This is a genomic window from Pelorhabdus sp. sgz311002, assembly GCF_056134285.1.
In genome coordinates this window covers 1-20,647 of record NZ_JBWBCL010000003.1, presented here as the reverse complement: position 1 = coordinate 20,647, position 20,647 = coordinate 1, and the positions used below count along the sequence as shown (strand labels likewise).

The following is a 20,647-nucleotide window of genomic DNA, read 5'->3' as shown; positions in this document are numbered from 1 at the left end:
ACGCTGCTTTTAGGAGATTCCTGAAAGCAGTTTTTTTATTATATTAAAAAATAGTTTGCTTTATGTTGGAACGTTTCGTCGGTAAGGGTATAAAGTTGATCAATCAGGCTGGAACGAAAAGTTCCGGGGCCACTCGTTTGAATGGCTGTTTCGCCGCAGACGCCTAAGAGCGTTGTAGCGAGCAAGGCGCTGCCCAGGATATTTTGACTTGCTAAAAAAGTGCCGATGAGAGCATTTAGCATGCAGCCTGTGCCAGTCACTAAGGACAGCATTTCGCAGCCGTTTTTCACAGCGTAGGTATGGTGTCCATCGGAAAGTAAATCAATTACGCCTGAAGCGACAACGACAGAAGTTGTTTTTTGTGCTAGGCCAGCTACAATGGCGGCATTTGCAATTAAAGTATTTTCGGTAATTTGATCTTGAATGCCTACATCAATTCCCAAAGCAGTGTTCTTTACGCCTGCCAAAGCTTTTAATTCCGACATATTGCCTTTTATGACAGAAGGGCGGCACTGCGTAATGAAAGTTTCGGCAAATTGAAGCCTTAGATTGCTGCAGGCAATGCCAACTAAGTCAATAATAATTGGGTGCTGTAGTGCTAAGGCTTTTTTTCCTGCCAGAGGAATGGATGCCATACGCGCATCAGTGATGTTTCCCAGATTTACAGCTAAAGAACCTGCTAGCGTTGTAATCGCTTCCACTTCTAAAGGATGTTCGGCCATAATTGGTTTAGCGCCTACGGCGAGGATCGCATTGGCGCAGTCATTGATAGAAATAGGATTTGTGATACAGTGAATTAATGGTTTTTCGTGACGAATTTGTTCCCTAATTGTAAGTAAATCAGCTACATTAAGCCTGGACTTTATCATAAATTTTCGCTCCTAAGTTGCGTTGGAAATTTACTAGCATACCAGATCGTTTCAGTGAATTTAAGAAGAAATAAGCGATTGTTCCCCCGATTAAAGTGCCGCACAGAAAAAGCGGTACATAAAAGAGCCAAGTAAGGCCAGTTTTGCCATAGATAAAAGCCATAACCGGATAGGATACGATTGCACCGATAATGCCTGTGCCAATGACTTCGCCCGCTACGGCGCCGAAAAGATTGCCTTTTGATACGCGATAGAAAACTCCTGATAAGAAAGCGCCAAAGACCGCACCTGTCAGAGCAAGCGGCGGGATGCCCATAAACATCATGCGAATGACACCGATGAGCGTTGCGCAGAGCAGCGCATACCATGGACCTAGCAAAACAGCGCAAACAATATTGATAAAATGCGCCATAGGACACATGCCTTCAATGCGTAAAATGGGAGAAATGACTACACCAAGCGCGACTAGCATCGATAGCATAACTAATTTTAGTACCTTTGAATTTTTTTGCATAAAAAAACCTCCTTGAGTTTGGTCGGCAGCGACTCGCTCAGGAGAGTTCTTAAAAAAGGATATACTGATACACTAAATAGCTCTCCTGCGGTGTGCTGCAGGTCGGTCGAAGCTTAAAAGCTTCCTCTCAGCTTGAAACACAAGCTCCCTCGCTATTTAGTTGTCGGTTTGTTCTGACGCCGGACGCTCCTCCGTCATCTTTTCTTGTTGCCGGTAAATCAAAAAACAGGATAGACCGAAGCGGTTACCCTGTTTGTACAAGCGAAACTTTTCCTACGTTGGCATTATCCAAATCAGGTTTAAGGGTCAAAGTTTGATTACTTTTTCTCAGCCTGCACTACAAGCTCCCCTACTCAATTTATTTTCATTTATTGTAGCATAAGATGGCAAGAATCGCAATGAACAGCGCTGTTATTACTCTGACAAAATAGAAAGTTTTTTAAAAGATATAAAATAGCAGGAAACTGTCGAAAAGGTTCGAAAAAAATATAATGGAAAATCATAGAGAATCTTTAATAGATAGAGCAGGAACAAGGTTGTAGGAGGAAAACCATGAAATCCATTGAAATCATAAAATTACAGAGACGCTGTAACAAGCTAACAAAAATCAATGAGGAATTAGGGAAAAGCGAACAGATGTATCGCTTTTTAGCGGAAAATTCCCTGGATGTGATTTGGCAACTTGATGAAGCTTTTCGATTTGTTTACGTATCCCCTGCGGTTCAGCCTGTTTTTGGTTATCAGACGGAGGAGTTGATTGGACGTTCTTTATTTACTCTTCTTACAGCAGATTCGGTGAGAAAAGTGCAGAAAAAATATGAAGAGCGTAAAGCTTTGCCCCTTGAAGAGCGAAATAAGCAAAGTTTTATTTATACAGTAGAAGCTTATCATAAGGCAGGGTATACGCTTTGGCTGGAAGTGACAGTCAATCCGCTTTTGGATTCGCAAAAACGCTCCAAAGGATTTATTGGCGTTACGCGTGATATTAGCGAACGACGTAAAAATGAAAAGCTTATGTATCAATATGCTTTTTATGATTCGCTAACTAACCTGCCGAATCGTCGCTTTTTTGAAGCAATGCTGGAGCGAGCCGTAGGCGAAGGAACAAAATATAAACGTTTCTTTGCGGTGCTGTTTATGGATATTGATGATTTTAAGCAAGTAAATGATCGCTTTGGTCACAATACCGGTGATTTTTTATTACAGGTTCTGGCGGAGCGGTTTCGTCGTACCTTGAGAGCGAAGGATTTTGCCGCGCGCTTAGCTGGCGACGAATTTGTTGCCATTCTGTCTGATCTGTCTGAACGTGAGGAAGCGTATAGTATTGCGAATAGACTGCTAAATTATTGTTTAGAGCCGATCACAAGAGAAGACAGTCAAGTAGAAATTGGGATCAGCATTGGTCTAAGTTTTTTTCCTGATGACGCCGAAGGTGCTGCTGATTTGATTGCTTATGCGGATCATGCTATGTATGCAGCTAAGCGATCTGGCGGTAGAACCTATCTTTCCTATGCAAAGTAGAAAAATTTTAAAATTGAATTGAAATATAAAAGCCGGAAATCCAGTAACGGATTTTCCGGCTTGTTTTATTGTTGCGGTGTAGTGTTTCGGTCAGGAGCTTGAAAGGTTGGCGGCTGGGGATTTTTTATATCTTATGAATAGACTTAAGAGATTGGTCAAAGCTATCTATGTAAGGAGTTCATAGGAGGGATGATATGCCTAAAGAAACATTGGAAAAAGGGCGTCGCTTTATTACTGGCAATCAGGCAATCGCCTTGGCGGCGCTGGCGGCGAAGGCCGATGCCTTGTTCGGCTACCCTATTACACCGCAAACAGAGGTCATGCAATATTGGACAAAGTATGCGCCTGATTTTAATAAACTTTTTTTGCAGACAGAAGATGAGCTTTCAGCAGGCTATTACACGCTTGGCGCTGTAATGACAGGAAAAAAAGCTTTTACGAGTACAGCTGGACCAGGAAACGTATTAATGCAGGAACCGATGGCTATGGCTGAGATGATGCGTATTCCTGCTGTGTTTGTAATTCAGCAGCGCGGCGGCCCCTCTACGGCAACTGTTATTTATGGTCAACAGGAGACGACTCTGACTGCTTTCGGCGGCAATGGTGAGGGTCTTCGAATTGTTTATTCGACAGCGAGTCATCAAGAATTGTTTGATTATACCATTAAAGCTTTTAATCGAGCTTGGCAATATCGCTTTCCCGCCTATGTCCTTGGTGACGGTTACCAGGGGAAAATGCGCGAATCCCTTACGGTGTATGATCCAACTGAGGCGGGAATGGAACTTGTAAAGCCTTATCCCTTAGTGGGGAAGGACGCGGCGTCAGACTATGAACATTATCGTAATACCTACAATACGGAAGAAGAACTCTATGAGGTTTTGCAAGAGCATCTTAGCGCCTATCAAAAAATGGCGCCACAAATCGTGGAATGGGAAGAGGAGAATTGTGACAAGGCCGATGTTATACTTGTAAGCCATGGAATTGTAAGTCGATCCTGTCGGGCCGCCGCTAAAATTCTGCAACAAGAGGGGCGGAAAATTGGCTTTTTTCGGCCCATTACCTTACGACCTTTTCCCGCTGAGCAAATGCGGCAAGCTGTTCAAAAAGCGAAACACCTCTTGCTATTCGAATCGGCCGAAGGACAGTTTTATCGGATGGTAACAGAAGCGCTTTATGGTCTAAATGTGCCAATTACTAAAGTGTTTCGCCCCGGTCTTGGTATTACGACGGAAGAGGTTTACCGGGAAACGGCAAAACTTGAAATATGAAAGGGTGAGTCCATGCAGGAATTAATTGAAGACCAGATTTTTCAGCCTGCTTTCCCTGCTTCTTGGCTGGAAACTTCTAAACCTCATAGTTTTTGTCCTGGCTGTGGTCATGGGATTGTTTTAAAATGCTTAGGACAAGCAATTGACGAACTGGGCATTGTAGATAAGCTGCTTTATGGCTGTGATATTGGCTGTTCCCTGCTTAGCTGGAATTTCTTTCAGGCCGACTGCGTACAGACCCATCACGGTCGAACAACTCCTTTTATTGCCGGTGCTAAGCGGGTTAGGCCAGATCTAGTGGGCGTGGCTTATATGGGTGATGGCGGTGGCTACGCCATTGGCAGTCAGCATTTAGTAAATGCTGTTTTACGTAACGAAAAAATTACGATTGTTCTTGTTAACAATGTGAATTACGCTATGACCGGAGGACAGATGGCGCCGACGACTTTGCCAGGGCAGGTAACGGAAACGAGTCCCTATGGCAAAAAGGTAGAAGAAGCGGGGCCGCCGCTTTTGGGACCGGAAATGGTAGCAGCTATTAGTCAAGAAGGCGCTTATGTAGCTAGAGGTACAATTTCTAATATTAAGCAGTTAACTAAATTTATCCGCAAGGGGTTAGAAAATCAAATGGCTGGTCGCGGTATTTCTTTTATTGAGGCTCTGTCATCCTGTCCGACAAATTGGAAAACCAATGCCGAACAAACCTGGCGATTTGTTGAAAAAGATATGACAGCCTATTTTAAGGTGGGCGAATTGAAATTGCCGGAAGCAAAGGGGGAAGAGCATGCACAAAATCCTTAAAATTTTGCTTGCTGGCGAAGGCGGGCAAGGAATTCAATCTATTGCGGAAATCGTTGCCGAAGCAGCAAATCGCGAAGGTAAAGAAGCTTTATATATACCTAACTTTGGTGTTGAGCAACGTGGTGGCATTTCTATGGCCTACTTGCAAATTACCGAAGCAGATGAGAAAATTGGCGCTCCTAAATTTGAGACGGCTGATATTTTGATCGCCTTAAGCGCCAGAGCGATAGCTAGGACACGCCATTATGCCGGAGAAGAAACTCTGTATATTTATGACAATTCGCTGATTGAGCCAGCGCAAGTTAATGATGAGATCATTGGTTTGCAGTATTTTGAGAGCACGCCACCTTGTCCGACCGATCAAGCCGAGATTAAAACGGCAGCAGAAGATTTAGGCGATAATCGAAGCTGTTTTTACTTTCATGAAGCAGAGAACGCGGAGAATAAGGAAAGAAAAATTCCTCGCAAGGTAGGACGAGTGATTGCCATTGCTGCTAATGATACGGCCAAGAATGAACTGCATCCTCGTGTTTTTAATATTATGATTTTAGGAACGCTACTTGCGGCGACTTCTATTATGCCTTTAGAAGCTGTTCAACGAGCGTTGGAAGAAAAACTCGGCCATAAATTTCAGAAGGATCCTAAGCTGCGGGAATTGAATGAACAAGCTCTAGCTAAAGGCTATGAAATGTTTGCTGCGCTGGTGGAAGGAGGCAAAAATGGCTAAAGAGGCGGACACCGCTACAAGAAAGATACAATGGAAGTCAGTTCGCTACGATAACCCGCGGGGAATTTGGCTTGGATTTCCTGGTTTATGCAAGGGGTGTGGTTTGTGTATACAAAAATGTCCCACGAAAGTCATTGAATGGTCAAAGGAAGTGGGGGTCTATGGGACGCCTCGCGTAGAACCGCGGATTGAAGGCTGTATTGTTTGCGGTATGTGTCAAATGGTTTGTCCTGATTGTGCCATACGAATCGAAAAAAAATAGCCGGATGTTCCGGTTATTTTTTTTTCGATTCGTATCAATGACTTTTTTACTTACTTTTGGGCAGGACATTTTTTGTGCTATGGAAAATATAATTAGTTACAAAATATTGTTTTAAGATTAAACTGGCAGTAAGAAAGTATTTGGAGGTTCTATGAGTAGTGAAGAATTTAAAGCGGTTGTTTTATGTAATGAATTGGATTTAAACAGTATAGCCGCGCATTTTGGGATTAACAGAAAATGGAAATGGGAAGATTCCTTAGTATTGCAGGAGGAAGCGCTCAAGGGGATTATTAAAGAAACGCAGGGACGACGCGTGAGACTCTTTCATTTTGGCAGTGTTGTTTTTATTAATTGTGCCCATCATGAGATGACTGACTTGATTAATTATTTGCGGACCATTGATAAGCGGATTATCACAAAAGATCCCTTTAAATATATGGATGACTATAAAATTGAGATTGATGCCTCACAGGAGCCCATGGTAAAAAATGATTATATGTTGGCCGCAGCGGAAGCTGACTATCATCGGGAAATTGTTTCAACGATTCTGGCAAAATCAGTAGCCCTTGATCGAATTGAAACCAATATTGATACTTTGCTTGATGACGTCGAAGTCACCGTAGAGAGACTTCATGAGGGGAATTTAGTGGCCTCTGATGAAAAACTTGCCAAGATATCGGCAAGAATATTGGGTTTTAAGCTCAATACAATTTCGTATATCATGCTGTTGGATAAGCCGGAAGTCACTTGGGTTAATGAGGCAGCATCCGATCTTTATGCCGAACTTAGCCAAATCTTTGAGCTTGATGATCGGCGCGATATTGTCAATCACAAAACGCAGGTACTTATGGATATTACGGAGTCTTTCTCCAATTTAACCCATGCGAAACGCGGGACAAAATTGGAATGGGCGATTATTATATTAATTGTCATTGAAGTCATTTTGTCACTGATCGATAAAATTAAATGGTAATTGGCAGGGGCTGTGCAAAATTAAAATTTTGTACAGCCCCGTTTGGTATTCTTAATTAGTGAACTGGGCGCCATTGTGACAGTTCTTTACGGAAAATTTTGCATGTCCCATGATACCAATAGACACAATCATTGCAGCGTTGTTTAAAATCTTGTGGCGATACATTAAGCAGCGAATAACCATATCCCATAGCGTTTATAATATGTTCGAACTTTTGACATTCTTCGGCGATTTTAAGCAGGATTTCTTCAGGGTATTCTTCATCCATTGGCTGAATCTCACTTCCTTACATGCTATGGTTTTAATATAACCTTGATGCAGTTATCAAGGCGGTGATCAAAGAGCTCATAGGCTTTTTTTCCTTCATTAAGAGGGAGGCGATGCGTAATAATATCAGTGGCGTCAAACTTGTTTTGTTCAATCAGTGCTAGAATTTCGTCCATATAAGATTGGGCTGGACACTGCCCCATTTTTAACGTAATGTTGCGGGAAAAGAAATCGCCAAAGGGAAAGTTATTATAGCGCATTCCGTAAACGCCGACGACTGATACAGTACCGCATTTTCTTACGGCCTGAGATGCCATCTCAATCGCTGATTTGGACCCGCCTTGCAGCATAAGTAAGGTTTCAAGCTCTTCAATAGGTGACATGACGCCATCCATGCCGACACAATCAATCACAACATCAGCGCCGCCATGGGTAATTTCTTTTATTGTTTCACCGGTATTGTCATAGTCATTAAAATCGATAGTTTCTACGTGATTGAATTTTTTAGCATGCTGTAGGCGGTAGTCAATATTATCAACAGCAATGATGCGATCTGCGCCCTTGTATTTCGCCCATTTTTGTGTAAGCAGTCCCACTGGTCCGCAGCCCAGAACGACAACCGTATCGCCTGGTTTTACGCCGCCATTAGCGACGCCCCAGTAGGACGTAGGTAGGATATCTGATAAAAATAAGACTTGTTCATCTGTTAAGCTTTCAGGAATGATTCTCGGGCCGACGTTTGCGTAGGGGACGCGCAAAAACTCTGCCTGGGCTCCGTCGTAGCCGCCCATGAGTTCGCTGTAACCGAGAAAACCGCCTACTTCGCCATGCTCATTGGAATTATCGCATTGGCTAAACTGACCATGGCTGCAATAAAAGCAATGGCCGCAGGCCACAGGAAAAGGGACGACCACACGGTCGCCTTTTTTTATTTTGGCAACGGCTTTTCCCGCTTCTTCGACGATACCCATCGCCTCGTGTCCGATAATAAACCCTTCCGGCATTTTGGGAATGCGACCACGAAACAGGTGTAAGTCAGAACCACAAATGGTGGTTGTAGTGATACGGACAATAATATCATCATCTTTTAGAATTTTTGGATCGGCGACTTTTGTGACGGCTACTTCACGTACTCCCTGATAAGTGATCGCTTTCATCTCTGGCGCTCCCTTTCGTGTTTTATTATCGGCTGGTACGCGGTGAGCCCCCGTAGCGAATGCCACTAAACTGCGCAATCTCAGGGGATACTGTTACAAGATCAGAACGATCTAAAGCGCTTAAGGAGCCTTTGCCTACCGCCTGTGCGGCCAGCTTCATTTCTTCGAGGCAGGAGGTCAGAAAATTGGTTAGAGCCGCCGCCGCTTGATCAATGTCAAGTTCATCAGCCTCTTTGCCGGTGTAGAGGGCCAGTTGTACTGGCGGTGTTTGCGGCATAACCTTGCTTACTTGACTATGCAGAGCAGCCATAAGGGCAATTGTACCGATATAAACGGCATCAGCTCCTAAGGCTAGAGCTTTCAAAAAATGTCCTGGCGTGGCAAGACCGCCTGCGGCGATTACGGAGATTTTTCCACGAAGGTTTTTTTGTGTGAGCCAGTCAACGGTGCGAACCAGACTATGAAATGTCGGGAGTCCTACATGGTCTTGCAGCGTTGGATTTGATGCAGCTGTACCGCCTTCCGATCCGTCAATGACAATATAATCAGCCTGCGTATGAGAAATCACTTCTAATTCATATTCAAGATAGTCAGAACCAGCAATTTTTATACCAATAGGAACATCATATTGCTGCTTCATTTCATTGATCATCGTAATGTAGTCACTCGTGGTAGTTTTACCGGGCATACGTCCGTGAATAGCCGTATCTTCTCCTTTGGCAAGCTGCCAAGTTAATCGCAGATGTTCGCCAATTTGATCGGCACGGATCGGTTCATCCACAGCGCCGCCCCATGCTCCTTGGCCAAGTTGAATTTCAATAGCGTCTAATTGACTAAGCTGCTCAGGTCCGCTTAAAAAATGGCCGCGATGGTATTGGCCGATCAATAAAGCGGCGCTGCGACGTTCCTCTGCCGTTACGGCTGATTCACCGGTATTCGTTGCTGTACCGGCAAGACTGGCGCCTTTGGCTAACGCCATTTTTATTGGCAATGCCAGAGAACCGCCATAGGACATACCGGTAATTAAGATGGGCAGGGCCAGGCGCAAAGGCTTTTTCGCTTGTGGCCCAATGATGGTTTCCGTAGTAACGGAGCTAGCTTCTTGCCAGGGGAGCTGAAAAAGCTGTTTGGGATTTAACAGTAGCTGATCCCAGGGAGATAAGACGACAGGGCTTCCCAAGGGGCGGGAAATGGCTTGGCCTGATTGGGATCGCAGTGCAGCCTCGACAATGGCGCGAGGCGATAGTTTTTCAGCGACTGTCACGAGTAGAAAAGGATTTTTAGCATATTCATCAGATAATATTTTTTTTGTAACCTCATCCATGGCGGGATCAAGTAATTTCATCAAGAGCCAATCCAGCATTCCTTTAGCCTCCTTAAGAGCGATGTATCAAGAGTTTGTAATGAAGTTAGTCCTTGCCTGTTTCCACATTTTTTATGCAGAACATCGAGGTAGTTCAAAAAAACTAATACCTGCCATAAAAGATTCTGAATGTACTTTATCCTAATATTGCGGTAAGCTAAGACTATAGAAAAAAACACACTAAACAAATTTCAATACATTATTACCAATACAAGGGGGAAGTGTAACGTGAACAATGCTTATTTTCAAATTATGAGTCCTAAAAATGAACCGATTAAAGGTTATATGCCAGGATCACCTGAGAAGATTGCCTTGAAGGCGGAATTGAAGCGGCAAATGGAAAATCCTGTAGATCTTCCGATTATTATTGGCGGTAAAGAAATCCGTACAACGAAAAAGGGGAAAATGATCTGCCCGCATAATCATAAAATGGTTTTGGGCGAATATTCTATTGCCGGCCCTGAGGAACTAAAATTAGCAATTGAAGCTGCAGAAGCGGCAAAGGCCGAATGGGAAGTTATGCCGTGGGAACATCGGGCTTCGATTTTTCTAAAAGCAGCAGAGTTTTTGACTGGAAAGTATCGGGCGAAAATTGCTGCCTCTTGTATGTTGATCCAAAGTAAAAATGCTTTTCAAGCTGAAATTGATATTATTTGCGAATTAGCTGATTTTCTGCGGTTTAATCCTTATTATGTGCAGGAAATTTATAAACAGCAGCCAGCGAATACCGATGGAGTGTGGAACCGCGTAGAATATCGTCCGTTAGACGGTTTTGTAGCAGCCATTACGCCCTTTAACTTTACTTCGATTGGCGGCAACCTTTGTACTGCACCGGCCATGGTTGGCAATACGGTCTTATGGAAACCTTCTTCCACGGCAGTTCTTTCCAATTATTATTTTATGGAAATTCTTTTGGAAGCAGGCTTGCCTGCCGGCATCATTAATTTTGTTCCTTGTAGCGGTGCTGATTTTTCGAAAGTCGTTATTGATCACTCTCATATGGCTGGTGTTCATTTTACGGGATCCACGGCTACTTTCAATCAGATTTGGCAGCACGTAGGGCAAAATCTTGACAAGTATATATCCTATCCTCGTTTGGTGGGAGAAACAGGCGGCAAAGACTTTATTTTTGCTCATGCATCAGCTGATGTAACGGCGCTTACCTGCGCTATGGTCATGGGATCTTTTGAATATCAGGGACAAAAATGTTCAGCAGCATCAAGGGCCTATGTTCCGGCAAGTCTTTGGGCACAGGTAGAGGTACAATTGAAAGAACGAATCGCTAAAATCAAAATGGGCGATGTAAGCGATTTTACAAACCTAGTTAATGCGGTAATTGATCAAAATTCTTTTGATAATATTAAAAGCTATATTGATTATGCTAAGGAGTCCAAAGACGCAGAAGTCATTATCGGCGGAACCTGTGATGACAGCGTGGGCTATTTCGTTGAACCTACAGTGATTTTAGCCAAATCGCCTCGTTTTAAAACAATGGTAGAAGAAATTTTCGGACCAGTTCTCACTGTCTATGTTTATGAGGATGCCCAATTCGAAGCCATGTTAAAAGAGTGCGATGAAGCGACTAAATATGGTTTAACAGGAGCTATCTTTGCTCAGGATAGAAACATAATTGTGAAAATGGCCAAGGCGCTTGGTCATGCAGCAGGAAACTTCTATATTAATGATAAACCAACTGGTGCGGTAGTCGGTCAGCAGCCTTTTGGCGGCAGTCGTTGTTCTGGTACGAATGACAAAGCAGGTAGCGCAATCAATCTGTATCGTTGGATGAGCCAAAGAGCGATTAAAGAAACACTTCTTCCTCGTACTATCGTTGAATATCCTTACATGACAGAAGAATAAATTTATTTTGATTGTAAATGAAAAGAAGCCGTTACTCCCGGCGCAGCAAGCGTCTGGTGAGTAACGGCTTTTTTATGAAAAAACATGACAGGCTCCGCTTGGTTGTAGTATAGTGTGAATAAGATACTGCCCAAAGAGGAGTTGGTTATTTGTCGCTTTCAAAGTATGAGATTTTTAGCGCTATTGCTGAAGTCGGCAGTTTAACCAAGGCTGCCGATAAACTTCATTTAACTCAGTCTGGCGTAAGCTACGCCATGTCTAGCTTGGAAGGAGAATTGGGGGTGGCTCTTTTAGAGCGAGGCCATGGCGGAATTCGTCTAACACCTAATGGCGAGCGGATTTTACAGCGTATTCGGCGTATTTTAAAGGAAGAAGAACTTTTAAAGCAAGAAATTGCTGCTATTAAAGGTCTTGATACAGGCGTTGTTCGTCTGGGAACTTTATCAAGCGTATCACAGCAATGGCTTCCGGGGATTTTAGCTAGTTTTAGTGAACAGTATCCCCATATTGAAGTAAAAACCTACTTAGGCTGTTATGATGAAATGGATACGTGGATTTCTAACGGGACAGTCGATTTTGGCTTTGTTTGTTTGCCTATGGCCAAATCTTTTGATACGATTCCTTTAAAAAAAGATAAACTCATGGTGATTTTACCGCCGAAGCATCCTTTACGCGAGGCTAAGAAAATTTCTTATGAGCAGATGCAGGATGAATGTTTTATTATGCCGCAGTGGGGTAGTGACGATAATATTCGGCGGATTTTAAAGGAACATAATTTGAATTTACAGATTAAATATGAACTAATGGAAGAACGAACGATTTTAGCCATGGTGCAAAGAGGGCTGGGAATTAGTATTTTGCCGGAACTTATTTTAGAACATGTGCCAGAGGGAGTACAACTTGTTGAGCTGGCCGAAGCCGATTATCGCCTCTTAGGCGTGGCGGCCTTATCCTTTAAGAATATTTCACCGGCAGCTCGCAAATTTCTTGATTGTACTCGCTTATGGCTACGTGAAAATTATGAAGTGGATTTTTAAACAAATAAAACTGCGTGGCGAAAGCTAGGCAGTTTTTTTATGGATTTTTCCAAAAGTTAAGGATTTTGATTCTTTGTCGATATAATGAATAGAAAGATAAAGCGACGGTACTTTGATTGCGGGAGGATTTCTATGCGGAGCATCAGTTTAGACCAAATTGCGCCAGGGATGTATTTATCTCAGCCACTTCTGGCTGATGACGGGACTATATTGCTTCATGAAGGCATTGTTATGAAAGATCGCTATATAGAGTATTTAAAAAATCGCGGTTTTACCACTCTTTATGTGGGAGAGCCACAGACGAGCGTCATGGAAACTACAAGCGATATGTTGTATGGCCTTAAGCAACAGCAGGCAGCCATTGGGGCTGCCTGTGATTTAGTAGATCAGTTTCAAGTAGGAAAAGATATTTCTTTGACAAAGATGAAGGGTTTTGTTACTAACTGGATTATTCAATTGGCGGACGATCCGCGTAGTATGATGAAGTTGCTTGATATAGGACGTAAAGCCGGGTATATGTTTTCCCACGCAGTAAATACAGCTATTTTGTCGATTATGACAGGTTTGGCCCTAGGATATGAAGAAAAGCAGCTTAATGATTTAGGGTTAGCCGCTTTGCTTCATGATGTAGGAAAAATAAAATTTCCGCCAAAGGTGGCGGAGCAGTTTCCTGATCGGTTAACGCCAGGAGAGCAGGAAGAATACAAACGGCATCCCTTTTACTCTTTAGAGATCTTGCGGGAAAATCATACTGTGTCGGTAGATGTTTTAAACGGTTGCTTTCAACATCATGAGCGATGGAATGGCAGTGGTTACCCCATGGGTTTAAAAGGGGATTCTATTTCGCTGTATGGTCAGATTATTGGTATTGCCGATGTGTATGAACGGTTGATTGTAGGAATGCCGCATCGTCTGCCCACTCCTGTATATTATGCAGCCGCTATTTTGAACCGAGCGGCGGGAACCTATTTTAACCCACGTCTAACGGAGATTTTTGTTCAGAATGTAGTCGTTTATCCTATTGGCAAAAAAGTCTGGCTTAATACACAGCAAGAAGGTTTGATTCTTGGTGTTGATATTCATAATAAGACGACGCCGGTTGTTCGAATTCTGTCTCAAGCGGAGCCCGGCCAGTCGGAACGTGTTTTTTCGCTTGATTTAGCAAAAAATCCGGGACTGTTCATTGTGGATTTTGCAGAAGAATCGCCTTGCTACTCACAACTCTATGCTGAGCAGGCTTATAATTTACAAAGTAAAATTAATTAGATTGTTTCAAACAATTATATTATGGGAAAAAAATGTCACTTTATATTTTTTCGTGAAGGTGAAAAGAAATAAATGTCAAATAATAAAACTGAAATATAAACAAACAGGTCATTTATTAAAGAGCAGGAGTCTTTCTATATGAGAGAAATTATACAAGGCGCCAAAATTATGATTGTAGATGACACACCGTTTAATCTTACTATTTTAACAAAAATGCTCGAATCATTAGGCGCTTGCGCTATGACTTTTACGCGCGGTTGGGAAGCGTTGGCAAGTGCGGAAAAAACTCCTCCTGATTTGATACTGCTTGATATAACGATGCCTGAAATGGATGGATTTGAAGTATGCCGAAAAGTGAAAGAGAGTATTCGGCTTAAGGATATACCGGTTATTTTTATCAGTTCACTCACTGAAATTCGTGATAAAATGCAAGCCTTTGACGTAGGTGCTGTTGATTATATCACGAAGCCTTTTGATGTACGCGAAGTAGAACTTAGGGTTCGTACTCATCTGAAAATTGTTAGGTTGCAGCGGCGGGTCGATATTTTTAATCAGCAACTGCAACAACTGGTGCAGGAACAGTATGGCCAAATCTTGAAAGAACAAAATAAGGTAACAGAAGCACAAACGGCAATGATTGTGGCTTTGGCTAAATTGTCAGAATGTCGTGATAACGATACGGGGGCGCATTTAGACAGGGTAAAATATTACTGTCAGATTTTGGCGAAGGACTTAGTAACAAAAAGTTTATTTAGCACTCAAATTGATGAGAAATTTATTAATGTAATTATGTATGCAGCGACGCTGCATGATATCGGGAAGGTTGGAATTCCCGATCGGATTTTGCTAAAACCAGGCAAATTAACAGTAGAAGAATTTGAGGTCATGAAAACTCATACGACACTTGGCGCAATTACAATTGCGCGGATCGTCGCTAAATATCCTGATAATAGTTTATTGACTATGGCTATGGATATTGCTCAGTCGCATCATGAAAATTGGGATGGGACAGGATATCCCTTTGGTTTAAAAGGAACCTTTATTCCTTTATGCGCTCGCATTATGGCTATTGCCGATGTTTACGATGCCTTGCGCTCGAAGCGGCCGTATAAAAATGGTTTTTCCCATGAAGATACTTGTGCGATCATTGTACATGACAAGGGGAAAAAATTCGACCCGGACCTTGTGGATGCTTTTGTAGAAATAAATGGCGCTTTTGCTGAAGTTTTTGAACAAAATAGTGAGCTAGGGCGAAGTGGCTTGTAATAGTCTAAGCAGGAGGGAAGTCCGTGAAAATTCTCATTGTTGATGATTCTGGTTTGTCGCGGGCGCAATTACGCTCTTTTTTTGAAAAGGCCCAAAATGTCCAATTTGATGAAGCTGTAAATGGTATTGATGCTTTAGAAAAACAACGATCCTTTCAGCCAGACATTATTTTTCTTGATTACATTATTCCAGCGCCTGATGGGCTTGCTGTTTTAAAAATTATTTCCCAAATTGATGAGAAAGTTAAAATCTTTATGATTACTACTTTGGGCAATCAGCAATTTTTGCAAGACGAGTGTCAAAAATGGGGGGCTGCCGGGGTTATTACAAAACCTCTTAGCCAAGAAGCTGTTGTAAAGGCTATGACTAAATTATTTAAATCGCAGTCGTAGGATGTGGTAGAATGAAAAAGATTTCCGTCGAAGATCTGAAAGAAGGTATGATCTCTGATCAAACGATTTGCGATAAGCGAGGGATGGTTCTTGTCGCTAAAGGGCTTGTTTTAACTAAAACGATGATTCAGCGGTTGCGCAATTTTGATGTTGCTTTTATCGAAATTTGTGATGAAACTGACGAATTGCCTGAGGCCTGCTCGACTGATACAGTGATTGCCAAACAAACACTTGCTGATACAATCAATCTTACTTATCAGATTAATGAGTTAAGGGCGCTCACCGTTAAGGATAACATGGAGAAAATTGAAACAGTCATTTATTCTGTTTTAAAGCGATCTTTTATTCAAGAGTTTCTTGAAGTTTGCAGCAAGACAAGTATTCTTTATCAACATACTTTGCGTACGACAATTTTGGCCGTTCATTTAGGTCTGATTAAACAGTATGATACTTTGAATTTAGAATATATAGCTATGTGCGCTTTGTTGCATGACTGTGGAATGAATGATGAATTTCACGACGAAGATAAAGAACATCCTTTTTTAGGGTTCGTAAAATTGCGTGAAAATCCGCAAGTTGATATGGTTATTGCCCTTGCTTGTTTGCAACACCATGAATATTATAACGGTACCGGTTTTCCTTTTTCATTTAGTCGTACTCAAATTTCGGAGTTTTCAAGCTTGCTTAGTATCGTGGACTATTATGATCGTCTGATCATCGGTGAGGTTCATCCGCGCAAAGCGCTATTTGATACGATCGGTAAAAAGAAAATTTTATTTCCGCCTGATGCAGTTGAACTGCTGGCAGGCACGATTGATTGGACTCGGCTGTATCAACAAAGGCCTCTTGCGTAGACGATGCGAGAGGTTTTTGTTTTTTTATCGTTTTACACATTTTTACAAAGGAATTATCAGGAAAAACGAGAATTTTTTAAAAAAGTCTTCTGAGTAGAGACATGGTAAAATAAAGTCGGTTTTATTAGCCTATTTTATTGTGTGGAAGGGGGATATAAGCAGAGATTCTTGCGAAACAAAAAATAATAAGATAAGGGGTTTTCGTATGCAAGCGTTTGATTTTAAAAGCGATAAACTGACTGTGCCTGAACTGACAGTTCGCGGTATCGTACTAGGAATGCTGATTACTGTTATTTTTACAGCATCGAATGTGTACTTAGGACTAAAAGTCGGTCTAACTTTCTCCTCTTCCATTCCAGCTGCTGTTATTTCAATGGCTATTTTAAAAATGTTTAAAGATTCTAATGTGCTAGAAAATAATATGGTACAGACCCAAGCATCGGCTGCCGGAACGCTTTCTGCTGTTATTTTTATTGTTCCTGGTTTATTAATGCTTGGCTATTGGCAAGGTTTTGCTTTTTGGCAGACCCTGATGATTTGCGCCTGTGGCGGTTCTTTAGGCGTTTTATTTACGATTCCGTTGCGCCGGGCCATGATTGTTAACAGTGATCTGCCTTATCCCGAAGGCCTGGCTGCTGCTGAGATTCTTAAGGTCGGCAGTGGTCAATCGGTACAGGGAAAAGAAAATGGCATAAAAGACATTCTAGCTGGCGGGGTAGTTGCTAGTTTTGTCAGCCTGTGCGCAGATGGTTTTCAAATCCTTTCTTCAGCCATTCATTATTGGTTTTCTTTTGGCAAAGCGGTTTCGCAGTTGCCGCTAGGTTTTTCTTCCGCTTTGCTTGGTGCTGGTTATTTGATTGGTATAGCCAGTGGGATGGCTATATTAACAGGGACGATTTTGTCATGGGGCGTTTTTGTTCCTTATCTAACTTCAATTACTGCACCGGCCGATGGGCAAAGTATCGGTGCCTTTGCTTCTTCGATTTGGGCGCAAAAGGTACGACTCATTGGTGCTGGAACAATTGGTATTGCTGCTATTTGGACATTGCTTACTTTAACAAAACCGATTCTTGAAGGCATGAAAATCTCGCTTGCTGCTATGCGACAATCGGGTGAGAATCATACCTTGCATCGTATGGATACCGATTTATCGCCTAAAGCGACTGGCGCTGTTTTAGGCGTTGTTGTGTGCGGCTTGTTAGCTACTTTTTATTCTTTTATTTCTGATGCGCATCTTTCAGCAAGCGTTACGGGAGTATTTGTGATTGTTGGTGTTCTTGTTGCGATTTGCATGGGATTCTTTGTCGCTGCCGCCTGTGGTTATATGGCTGGATTGATTGGTACATCGGCTAGTCCTATTTCCGGCATTGGTATTTTAGGCATCATTACTTCATCCCTTGTTGTTTTATTGATTGGTTCGGCTGTAAGTTTATTTGATACGGAACTTGGTAGTAAATTTGCGATTGCTTTGGCCATTTTCATGACCAGTGTAATTGTTAGCATTGCGGCTATTTCTAATGATAATATGCAGGACTTGAAAACTGGCTATCTTGTTGGCGCTACTCCTTGGAAACAGCAGGTTGCTTTACTGATCGGTTGTCTCGTTGGCTCTTTTGCCATTGCTCCGGTTTTAAATCTGCTGTACCAAGCTTATGGCTTTGTTGGCGCTATGCCGCGAAGCGGTATGGACGAAAGTCAGGTTTTATCAGCGCCTCAAGCTACCTTGATGACGACGATTGCCAAAGGTATTTTTAGTCATAATCTTGACTGGAGCTATATTTTATTTGGCATTGCCGTAGGAATTGTTATTATTGTGATTGATCTGATGCTGAAAAAAAATACCGCTAAATACACGTTGCCGCCTCTGGCTGTTGGCATGGGTATCTACTTGCCGCCTACGCTAGAAATGCCTTTAGTGATTGGGGCGGTCATGGGGTATGTCGTAAACCGCTATTTGCAAAAACGAGCTGTTCAGCGTAAGACTCAAGATGTAGACGCTTATGTGGAAAAAGCGAGTCGTCACGGTGTATTATTTGCTTCCGGGCTTATTGTTGGTGAAAGTCTGATGGGGGTTATTATTGCCATTGTGATTGTTTTTTCTGTTTCGAGCGGCGGTAGTGATGCTCCGTTAGCACTTGTAGGGAAAGCTTTTGGTCCAACGGCGGACTTCCTAGGACTTGGCGTGTTTATCGCGATGATTTGCTTATTTGTCTATCGCGTTTTAGCGATTAAAGAATAATTATATAAAAAAGAAGTGTTATACATAAATATAATACTGTAAACAATGAGAAGGAGGGCTTTTAGCCCTCCTTCTCATTGTTTTGCTAGATAAATTTGTTGTAATGCTTTATCTAATGTAGGGTATTTAAAAGTAAATCCTTGTGCTAAGGCGGCGCTGGGAACCGCCTGTTGACTACAAAGCAGAACTTCATCAGCCATTTCGCCAAAACAACAACGAGCCAGCCAAGCAGGAAATTGCGTCCAGCAATGTTTGTTAAGCGCTTCGCCGAGTGTTTCGCCGAACTCTTGCATAGTAACAGGTCGAGGCGCTGTGGCGTTATAAGGGCCATCTAATTTTCCCGATAAAGAGACTTCAATCAGAGCAATAAGATCATGAAGGTGAATCCAAGAGACATGGTTTTGGCCATTGCCAATGATGCCGCCTAAACCATAGGCGAAAGGCTGGGCGAGTCTTGTTAAGATGCCACCATTGGGGCCTAGCACCACGCCAAAGCGCAGTCTGACAATTTTTACTTTGGCATTGCGGGCTTTTTCCGCGGCGGCTTCCCAATCACGGCAGGTTTTGGCTAAAAACCCTGTACCGGAGGGGGATTGCTCGGTGAGCGGACCAAGCGGTGCTGTTCCATAGTAACCTACGGCTGAGGCGTTAATAAGCAAAGACGGTGTTTTTTGACCTGTGCTGAAGTTATATGAGATACTGTTGGCAATTTGGGCTGTTCTGCTTAGACGGCTGTCGCGAATTTTATCTTTGATAGCCTTAGTCCAGCGTAAATCTTTGCCGATGTTGTACCCTGCCAAATTGATTATGGCTTCAAATCTAGCAAGAGTGTCCGTGGGCAAGAGTTCCTGCGGATTTTTACTAACAATATAGGGAATGTTATAAGCGTTAGCTGGCTCTTGCTGCAAAAGGTGTGTCACTGCATGCCCTTTATGTAAAAGCTGTTTGGTGAGAGCTGTACCGATAAAACCTGTGCCACCTGTAAGTAAAATGTTCATAAAGCACCCTCCTTCAGTAAATTTACACAAAGCTTTTTTTATAAATTCTGCTTTCGATTAGAAACTCCTGTACATTTTTAGGATATTTTGTTAGAATATAGCTAATAAGCGAAGCTGTTACGAAGAAAGGGCGGGTAAATCATGATCAATGAAAAAGTACAAAATGCTTTTAACAAACAAATTCAAAAAGAATTTTATTCTGCTTACCTCTATCTAGCTATGTCTGCTTATTCTGAAGAAAAAAATCTAAAGGGATTTGCGCATTGGCTTAAAGTTCAGTATGAAGAAGAACGAGCTCATGCTCTGAAACTTATGGACTATTTGTCTGAACGTGGCGGGAAAGTCTTGTTAGAAGCGCTTGAGGCGCCTGAACATGACTTCGGTTCTCCTGTAGAAACTTTTGAAGCAGTTGTAAAACATGAACAATCTATTACAGAAAGCATCAATAAGCTTTATGAAGTCGCTTTAAAAGAAAAAGACTATGCGGCCCAGATCTTCTTGCAGTGGTATATTACGGAGCAAGTTGAAGAAGAAGCAAGTGCCACGGCTGTACTGGAACGCCTTAAAACTGTAGGCGACAAGGGGAGCGCGATCCTATATATTGATAAGGAATTAGGAAAACGAGCTGCTGAATAAATCATTGTTTTTTAGTAAAAGAGTGCATGAGACCATGCGCTCTTTTTTTGTATAAAGAAAACCACGCGATAGTCGCGTGGTTCCAGAGAGCTTAAGCGGTGAGCCCTAACGTGGTAATCTGTAAATAAGCCTGCCAGCTTAAAATACAGATTACCCATTAGGAGATGTCACTAGATGTTGAAAGAACAAAATAATGACAGAAATAGTTTAGCACATACAAAATGGAATTGTAAGTATCATATAGTATTTGCGCCAAAGTATAGGAGAAAGGTATTTTACAAGGAAAAACGGCAAGAGATACGAGAGATACTTAGAACGTTATGCCAATGGAAAGGCGTAGAGATAATGGAAGGCGAGATATGCCCAGATCATATACA

At 42.3% G+C, this 20,647-nt stretch carries 21 protein-coding genes and 1 riboswitch; of the genes, 15 read left to right on the top strand and 6 right to left on the bottom strand.

The genetic code is table 11. The features are described 5' to 3' along the window. Positions 1-38: 38 nt before the first annotated feature. Both thiM and thiW read right to left on the bottom strand, forming a co-directional pair. Complete coding sequence (gene thiM, locus AC0NJP_RS05940) at positions 39-869, bottom strand: hydroxyethylthiazole kinase (protein ID WP_474699141.1); 831 nt, start codon at positions 867-869, stop codon at positions 39-41. Further along, positions 850-1,383 carry an energy coupling factor transporter S component ThiW gene (thiW, locus tag AC0NJP_RS05935; RefSeq protein WP_474037832.1) on the bottom strand — a complete coding sequence of 178 codons (534 nt, stop codon included), beginning with the start codon at positions 1,381-1,383 and terminating at the stop codon, positions 850-852. Before thiW ends, thiM begins: the two co-directional genes overlap by 20 nt. 252 nt (positions 1,384-1,635) lie before the next feature. Beyond that, positions 1,636-1,744: riboswitch (TPP riboswitch) on the bottom strand. 191 nt (positions 1,745-1,935) lie between these two features. Between thiW and AC0NJP_RS05930 the strand changes: the two genes are divergently transcribed. The 6 genes from AC0NJP_RS05930 to AC0NJP_RS05905 all read left to right on the top strand — a co-directional run bounded on the left by AC0NJP_RS05930 (position 1,936) and on the right by AC0NJP_RS05905 (position 6,935). Then, complete coding sequence (locus AC0NJP_RS05930; RefSeq protein ID WP_474037834.1) at positions 1,936-2,904, top strand: diguanylate cyclase domain-containing protein; 969 nt, start codon at positions 1,936-1,938, stop codon at positions 2,902-2,904. 194 nt (positions 2,905-3,098) lie between these two features. After that, entirely contained in the window at positions 3,099-4,172 is a 1,074-nt protein-coding gene (locus tag AC0NJP_RS05925; RefSeq protein ID WP_474037836.1) for a transketolase C-terminal domain-containing protein, read from the top strand. 12 nt (positions 4,173-4,184) lie between these two features. Beyond that, positions 4,185-4,973, top strand: a complete 789-nt coding sequence (locus AC0NJP_RS05920; RefSeq protein ID WP_474037838.1) for a thiamine pyrophosphate-dependent enzyme — start codon at positions 4,185-4,187, stop codon at positions 4,971-4,973. Next, on the top strand, positions 4,957-5,700 hold the full coding sequence (locus AC0NJP_RS05915; protein WP_474037839.1) for a 2-oxoacid:acceptor oxidoreductase family protein: 744 nt from the start codon (positions 4,957-4,959) through the stop codon (positions 5,698-5,700). The genes AC0NJP_RS05920 and AC0NJP_RS05915 overlap by 17 nt, the downstream gene beginning before the upstream one ends. Next, positions 5,693-5,962, top strand: coding sequence for a 4Fe-4S dicluster domain-containing protein (locus AC0NJP_RS05910; RefSeq protein ID WP_474037841.1), 270 nt, complete (start codon positions 5,693-5,695; stop codon positions 5,960-5,962). The genes AC0NJP_RS05915 and AC0NJP_RS05910 overlap by 8 nt, the downstream gene beginning before the upstream one ends. Positions 5,963-6,113: 151 nt before the next feature. Beyond that, entirely contained in the window at positions 6,114-6,935 is an 822-nt protein-coding gene (locus AC0NJP_RS05905) for an RMD1 family protein (protein WP_474037842.1), read from the top strand. 55 nt (positions 6,936-6,990) lie between these two features. Here AC0NJP_RS05905 and AC0NJP_RS05900 read toward each other — a convergent pair whose 3' ends face one another. The 3 genes from AC0NJP_RS05900 to AC0NJP_RS05890 are packed head-to-tail and all read right to left on the bottom strand — an operon-like array spanning position 6,991 to position 9,722. Further along, complete coding sequence (locus AC0NJP_RS05900; protein ID WP_474037844.1) at positions 6,991-7,203, bottom strand: hypothetical protein; 213 nt, start codon at positions 7,201-7,203, stop codon at positions 6,991-6,993. Between the two features lie 25 nt (positions 7,204-7,228). Further along, on the bottom strand, positions 7,229-8,359 hold the full coding sequence (locus tag AC0NJP_RS05895; RefSeq protein ID WP_474037845.1) for a zinc-dependent alcohol dehydrogenase: 1,131 nt from the start codon (positions 8,357-8,359) through the stop codon (positions 7,229-7,231). A gap of 25 nt (positions 8,360-8,384) precedes the next feature. Then, the gene (locus tag AC0NJP_RS05890) at positions 8,385-9,722 is read right to left on the bottom strand and encodes an FMN-binding glutamate synthase family protein (protein ID WP_474699140.1); all 1,338 of its coding nucleotides are present in this window, start codon (positions 9,720-9,722) and stop codon (positions 8,385-8,387) included. A 228-nt stretch (positions 9,723-9,950) separates the two neighbouring features. On the opposite strand from AC0NJP_RS05890, the gene pruA reads away from it, so the two are divergent. The 7 genes from pruA to AC0NJP_RS05855 all read left to right on the top strand — a co-directional run bounded on the left by pruA (position 9,951) and on the right by AC0NJP_RS05855 (position 18,636). Then, the gene (gene pruA / locus AC0NJP_RS05885; RefSeq protein WP_474699139.1) at positions 9,951-11,582 is read left to right on the top strand and encodes an L-glutamate gamma-semialdehyde dehydrogenase; all 1,632 of its coding nucleotides are present in this window, start codon (positions 9,951-9,953) and stop codon (positions 11,580-11,582) included. Between the two features lie 149 nt (positions 11,583-11,731). Continuing rightward, a complete protein-coding gene (locus AC0NJP_RS05880) occupies positions 11,732-12,619 on the top strand; it encodes a LysR family transcriptional regulator (protein ID WP_474037849.1) in 888 nt (295 codons plus the stop codon). Positions 12,620-12,751: 132 nt separating this feature from the next. Then, positions 12,752-13,885 (top strand): HD-GYP domain-containing protein, encoded by a 1,134-nt coding sequence (locus tag AC0NJP_RS05875; RefSeq protein WP_474699138.1) that lies wholly within the window; start codon positions 12,752-12,754, stop codon positions 13,883-13,885. A gap of 138 nt (positions 13,886-14,023) precedes the next feature. Beyond that, positions 14,024-15,151 carry an HD domain-containing phosphohydrolase gene (locus AC0NJP_RS05870; protein WP_474037851.1) on the top strand — a complete coding sequence of 376 codons (1,128 nt, stop codon included), beginning with the start codon at positions 14,024-14,026 and terminating at the stop codon, positions 15,149-15,151. Between the two features lie 23 nt (positions 15,152-15,174). Then, positions 15,175-15,543 (top strand): response regulator, encoded by a 369-nt coding sequence (locus AC0NJP_RS05865; RefSeq protein ID WP_474037852.1) that lies wholly within the window; start codon positions 15,175-15,177, stop codon positions 15,541-15,543. A gap of 11 nt (positions 15,544-15,554) precedes the next feature. After that, positions 15,555-16,397 carry an HD-GYP domain-containing protein gene (locus tag AC0NJP_RS05860; RefSeq protein WP_474699137.1) on the top strand — a complete coding sequence of 281 codons (843 nt, stop codon included), beginning with the start codon at positions 15,555-15,557 and terminating at the stop codon, positions 16,395-16,397. A 205-nt stretch (positions 16,398-16,602) separates the two neighbouring features. Beyond that, positions 16,603-18,636: an OPT family oligopeptide transporter gene (locus AC0NJP_RS05855; protein ID WP_474699136.1), complete on the top strand. Its 2,034-nt coding sequence runs from the start codon at positions 16,603-16,605 to the stop codon at positions 18,634-18,636. Positions 18,637-18,710: 74 nt separating this feature from the next. On the opposite strand, the gene AC0NJP_RS05850 is transcribed toward AC0NJP_RS05855, so the two are convergent. Further along, positions 18,711-19,634 carry a TIGR01777 family oxidoreductase gene (locus AC0NJP_RS05850; protein ID WP_474699135.1) on the bottom strand — a complete coding sequence of 308 codons (924 nt, stop codon included), beginning with the start codon at positions 19,632-19,634 and terminating at the stop codon, positions 18,711-18,713. Positions 19,635-19,775: 141 nt separating this feature from the next. Here AC0NJP_RS05850 and AC0NJP_RS05845 point away from each other — a divergent pair, with 141 nt between their 5' ends. Then, positions 19,776-20,270 (top strand): ferritin, encoded by a 495-nt coding sequence (locus AC0NJP_RS05845; protein ID WP_474037857.1) that lies wholly within the window; start codon positions 19,776-19,778, stop codon positions 20,268-20,270. Between the two features lie 174 nt (positions 20,271-20,444). After that, positions 20,445-20,647, top strand: a 203-nt coding sequence (gene tnpA / locus AC0NJP_RS05840) for an IS200/IS605 family transposase (RefSeq protein ID WP_474699134.1), incomplete at its 3' end; no start/stop codon positions are given.

Coding starts and splice junctions, on each gene's coding strand:
- AC0NJP_RS05910 (WP_474037841.1), top strand. CDS start 5,693: ATGGCTAAAGAGGCGGACACCGCTACAAGAAAGATACAATGGAAGTCA.
- AC0NJP_RS05875 (WP_474699138.1), top strand. CDS start 12,752: ATGCGGAGCATCAGTTTAGACCAAATTGCGCCAGGGATGTATTTATCT.
- AC0NJP_RS05900 (WP_474037844.1), bottom strand. CDS start 7,203: ATGGATGAAGAATACCCTGAAGAAATCCTGCTTAAAATCGCCGAAGAA.
- AC0NJP_RS05855 (WP_474699136.1), top strand. CDS start 16,603: ATGCAAGCGTTTGATTTTAAAAGCGATAAACTGACTGTGCCTGAACTG.
- AC0NJP_RS05850 (WP_474699135.1), bottom strand. CDS start 19,634: ATGAACATTTTACTTACAGGTGGCACAGGTTTTATCGGTACAGCTCTC.
- thiW (WP_474037832.1), bottom strand. CDS start 1,383: ATGCAAAAAAATTCAAAGGTACTAAAATTAGTTATGCTATCGATGCTA.
- AC0NJP_RS05895 (WP_474037845.1), bottom strand. CDS start 8,359: ATGAAAGCGATCACTTATCAGGGAGTACGTGAAGTAGCCGTCACAAAA.
- AC0NJP_RS05860 (WP_474699137.1), top strand. CDS start 15,555: ATGAAAAAGATTTCCGTCGAAGATCTGAAAGAAGGTATGATCTCTGAT.
- AC0NJP_RS05915 (WP_474037839.1), top strand. CDS start 4,957: ATGCACAAAATCCTTAAAATTTTGCTTGCTGGCGAAGGCGGGCAAGGA.
- AC0NJP_RS05920 (WP_474037838.1), top strand. CDS start 4,185: ATGCAGGAATTAATTGAAGACCAGATTTTTCAGCCTGCTTTCCCTGCT.
- AC0NJP_RS05870 (WP_474037851.1), top strand. CDS start 14,024: ATGAGAGAAATTATACAAGGCGCCAAAATTATGATTGTAGATGACACA.
- AC0NJP_RS05930 (WP_474037834.1), top strand. CDS start 1,936: ATGAAATCCATTGAAATCATAAAATTACAGAGACGCTGTAACAAGCTA.
- thiM (WP_474699141.1), bottom strand. CDS start 869: ATGATAAAGTCCAGGCTTAATGTAGCTGATTTACTTACAATTAGGGAA.
- AC0NJP_RS05890 (WP_474699140.1), bottom strand. CDS start 9,722: ATGCTGGATTGGCTCTTGATGAAATTACTTGATCCCGCCATGGATGAG.
- AC0NJP_RS05925 (WP_474037836.1), top strand. CDS start 3,099: ATGCCTAAAGAAACATTGGAAAAAGGGCGTCGCTTTATTACTGGCAAT.
- AC0NJP_RS05845 (WP_474037857.1), top strand. CDS start 19,776: ATGATCAATGAAAAAGTACAAAATGCTTTTAACAAACAAATTCAAAAA.
- AC0NJP_RS05905 (WP_474037842.1), top strand. CDS start 6,114: ATGAGTAGTGAAGAATTTAAAGCGGTTGTTTTATGTAATGAATTGGAT.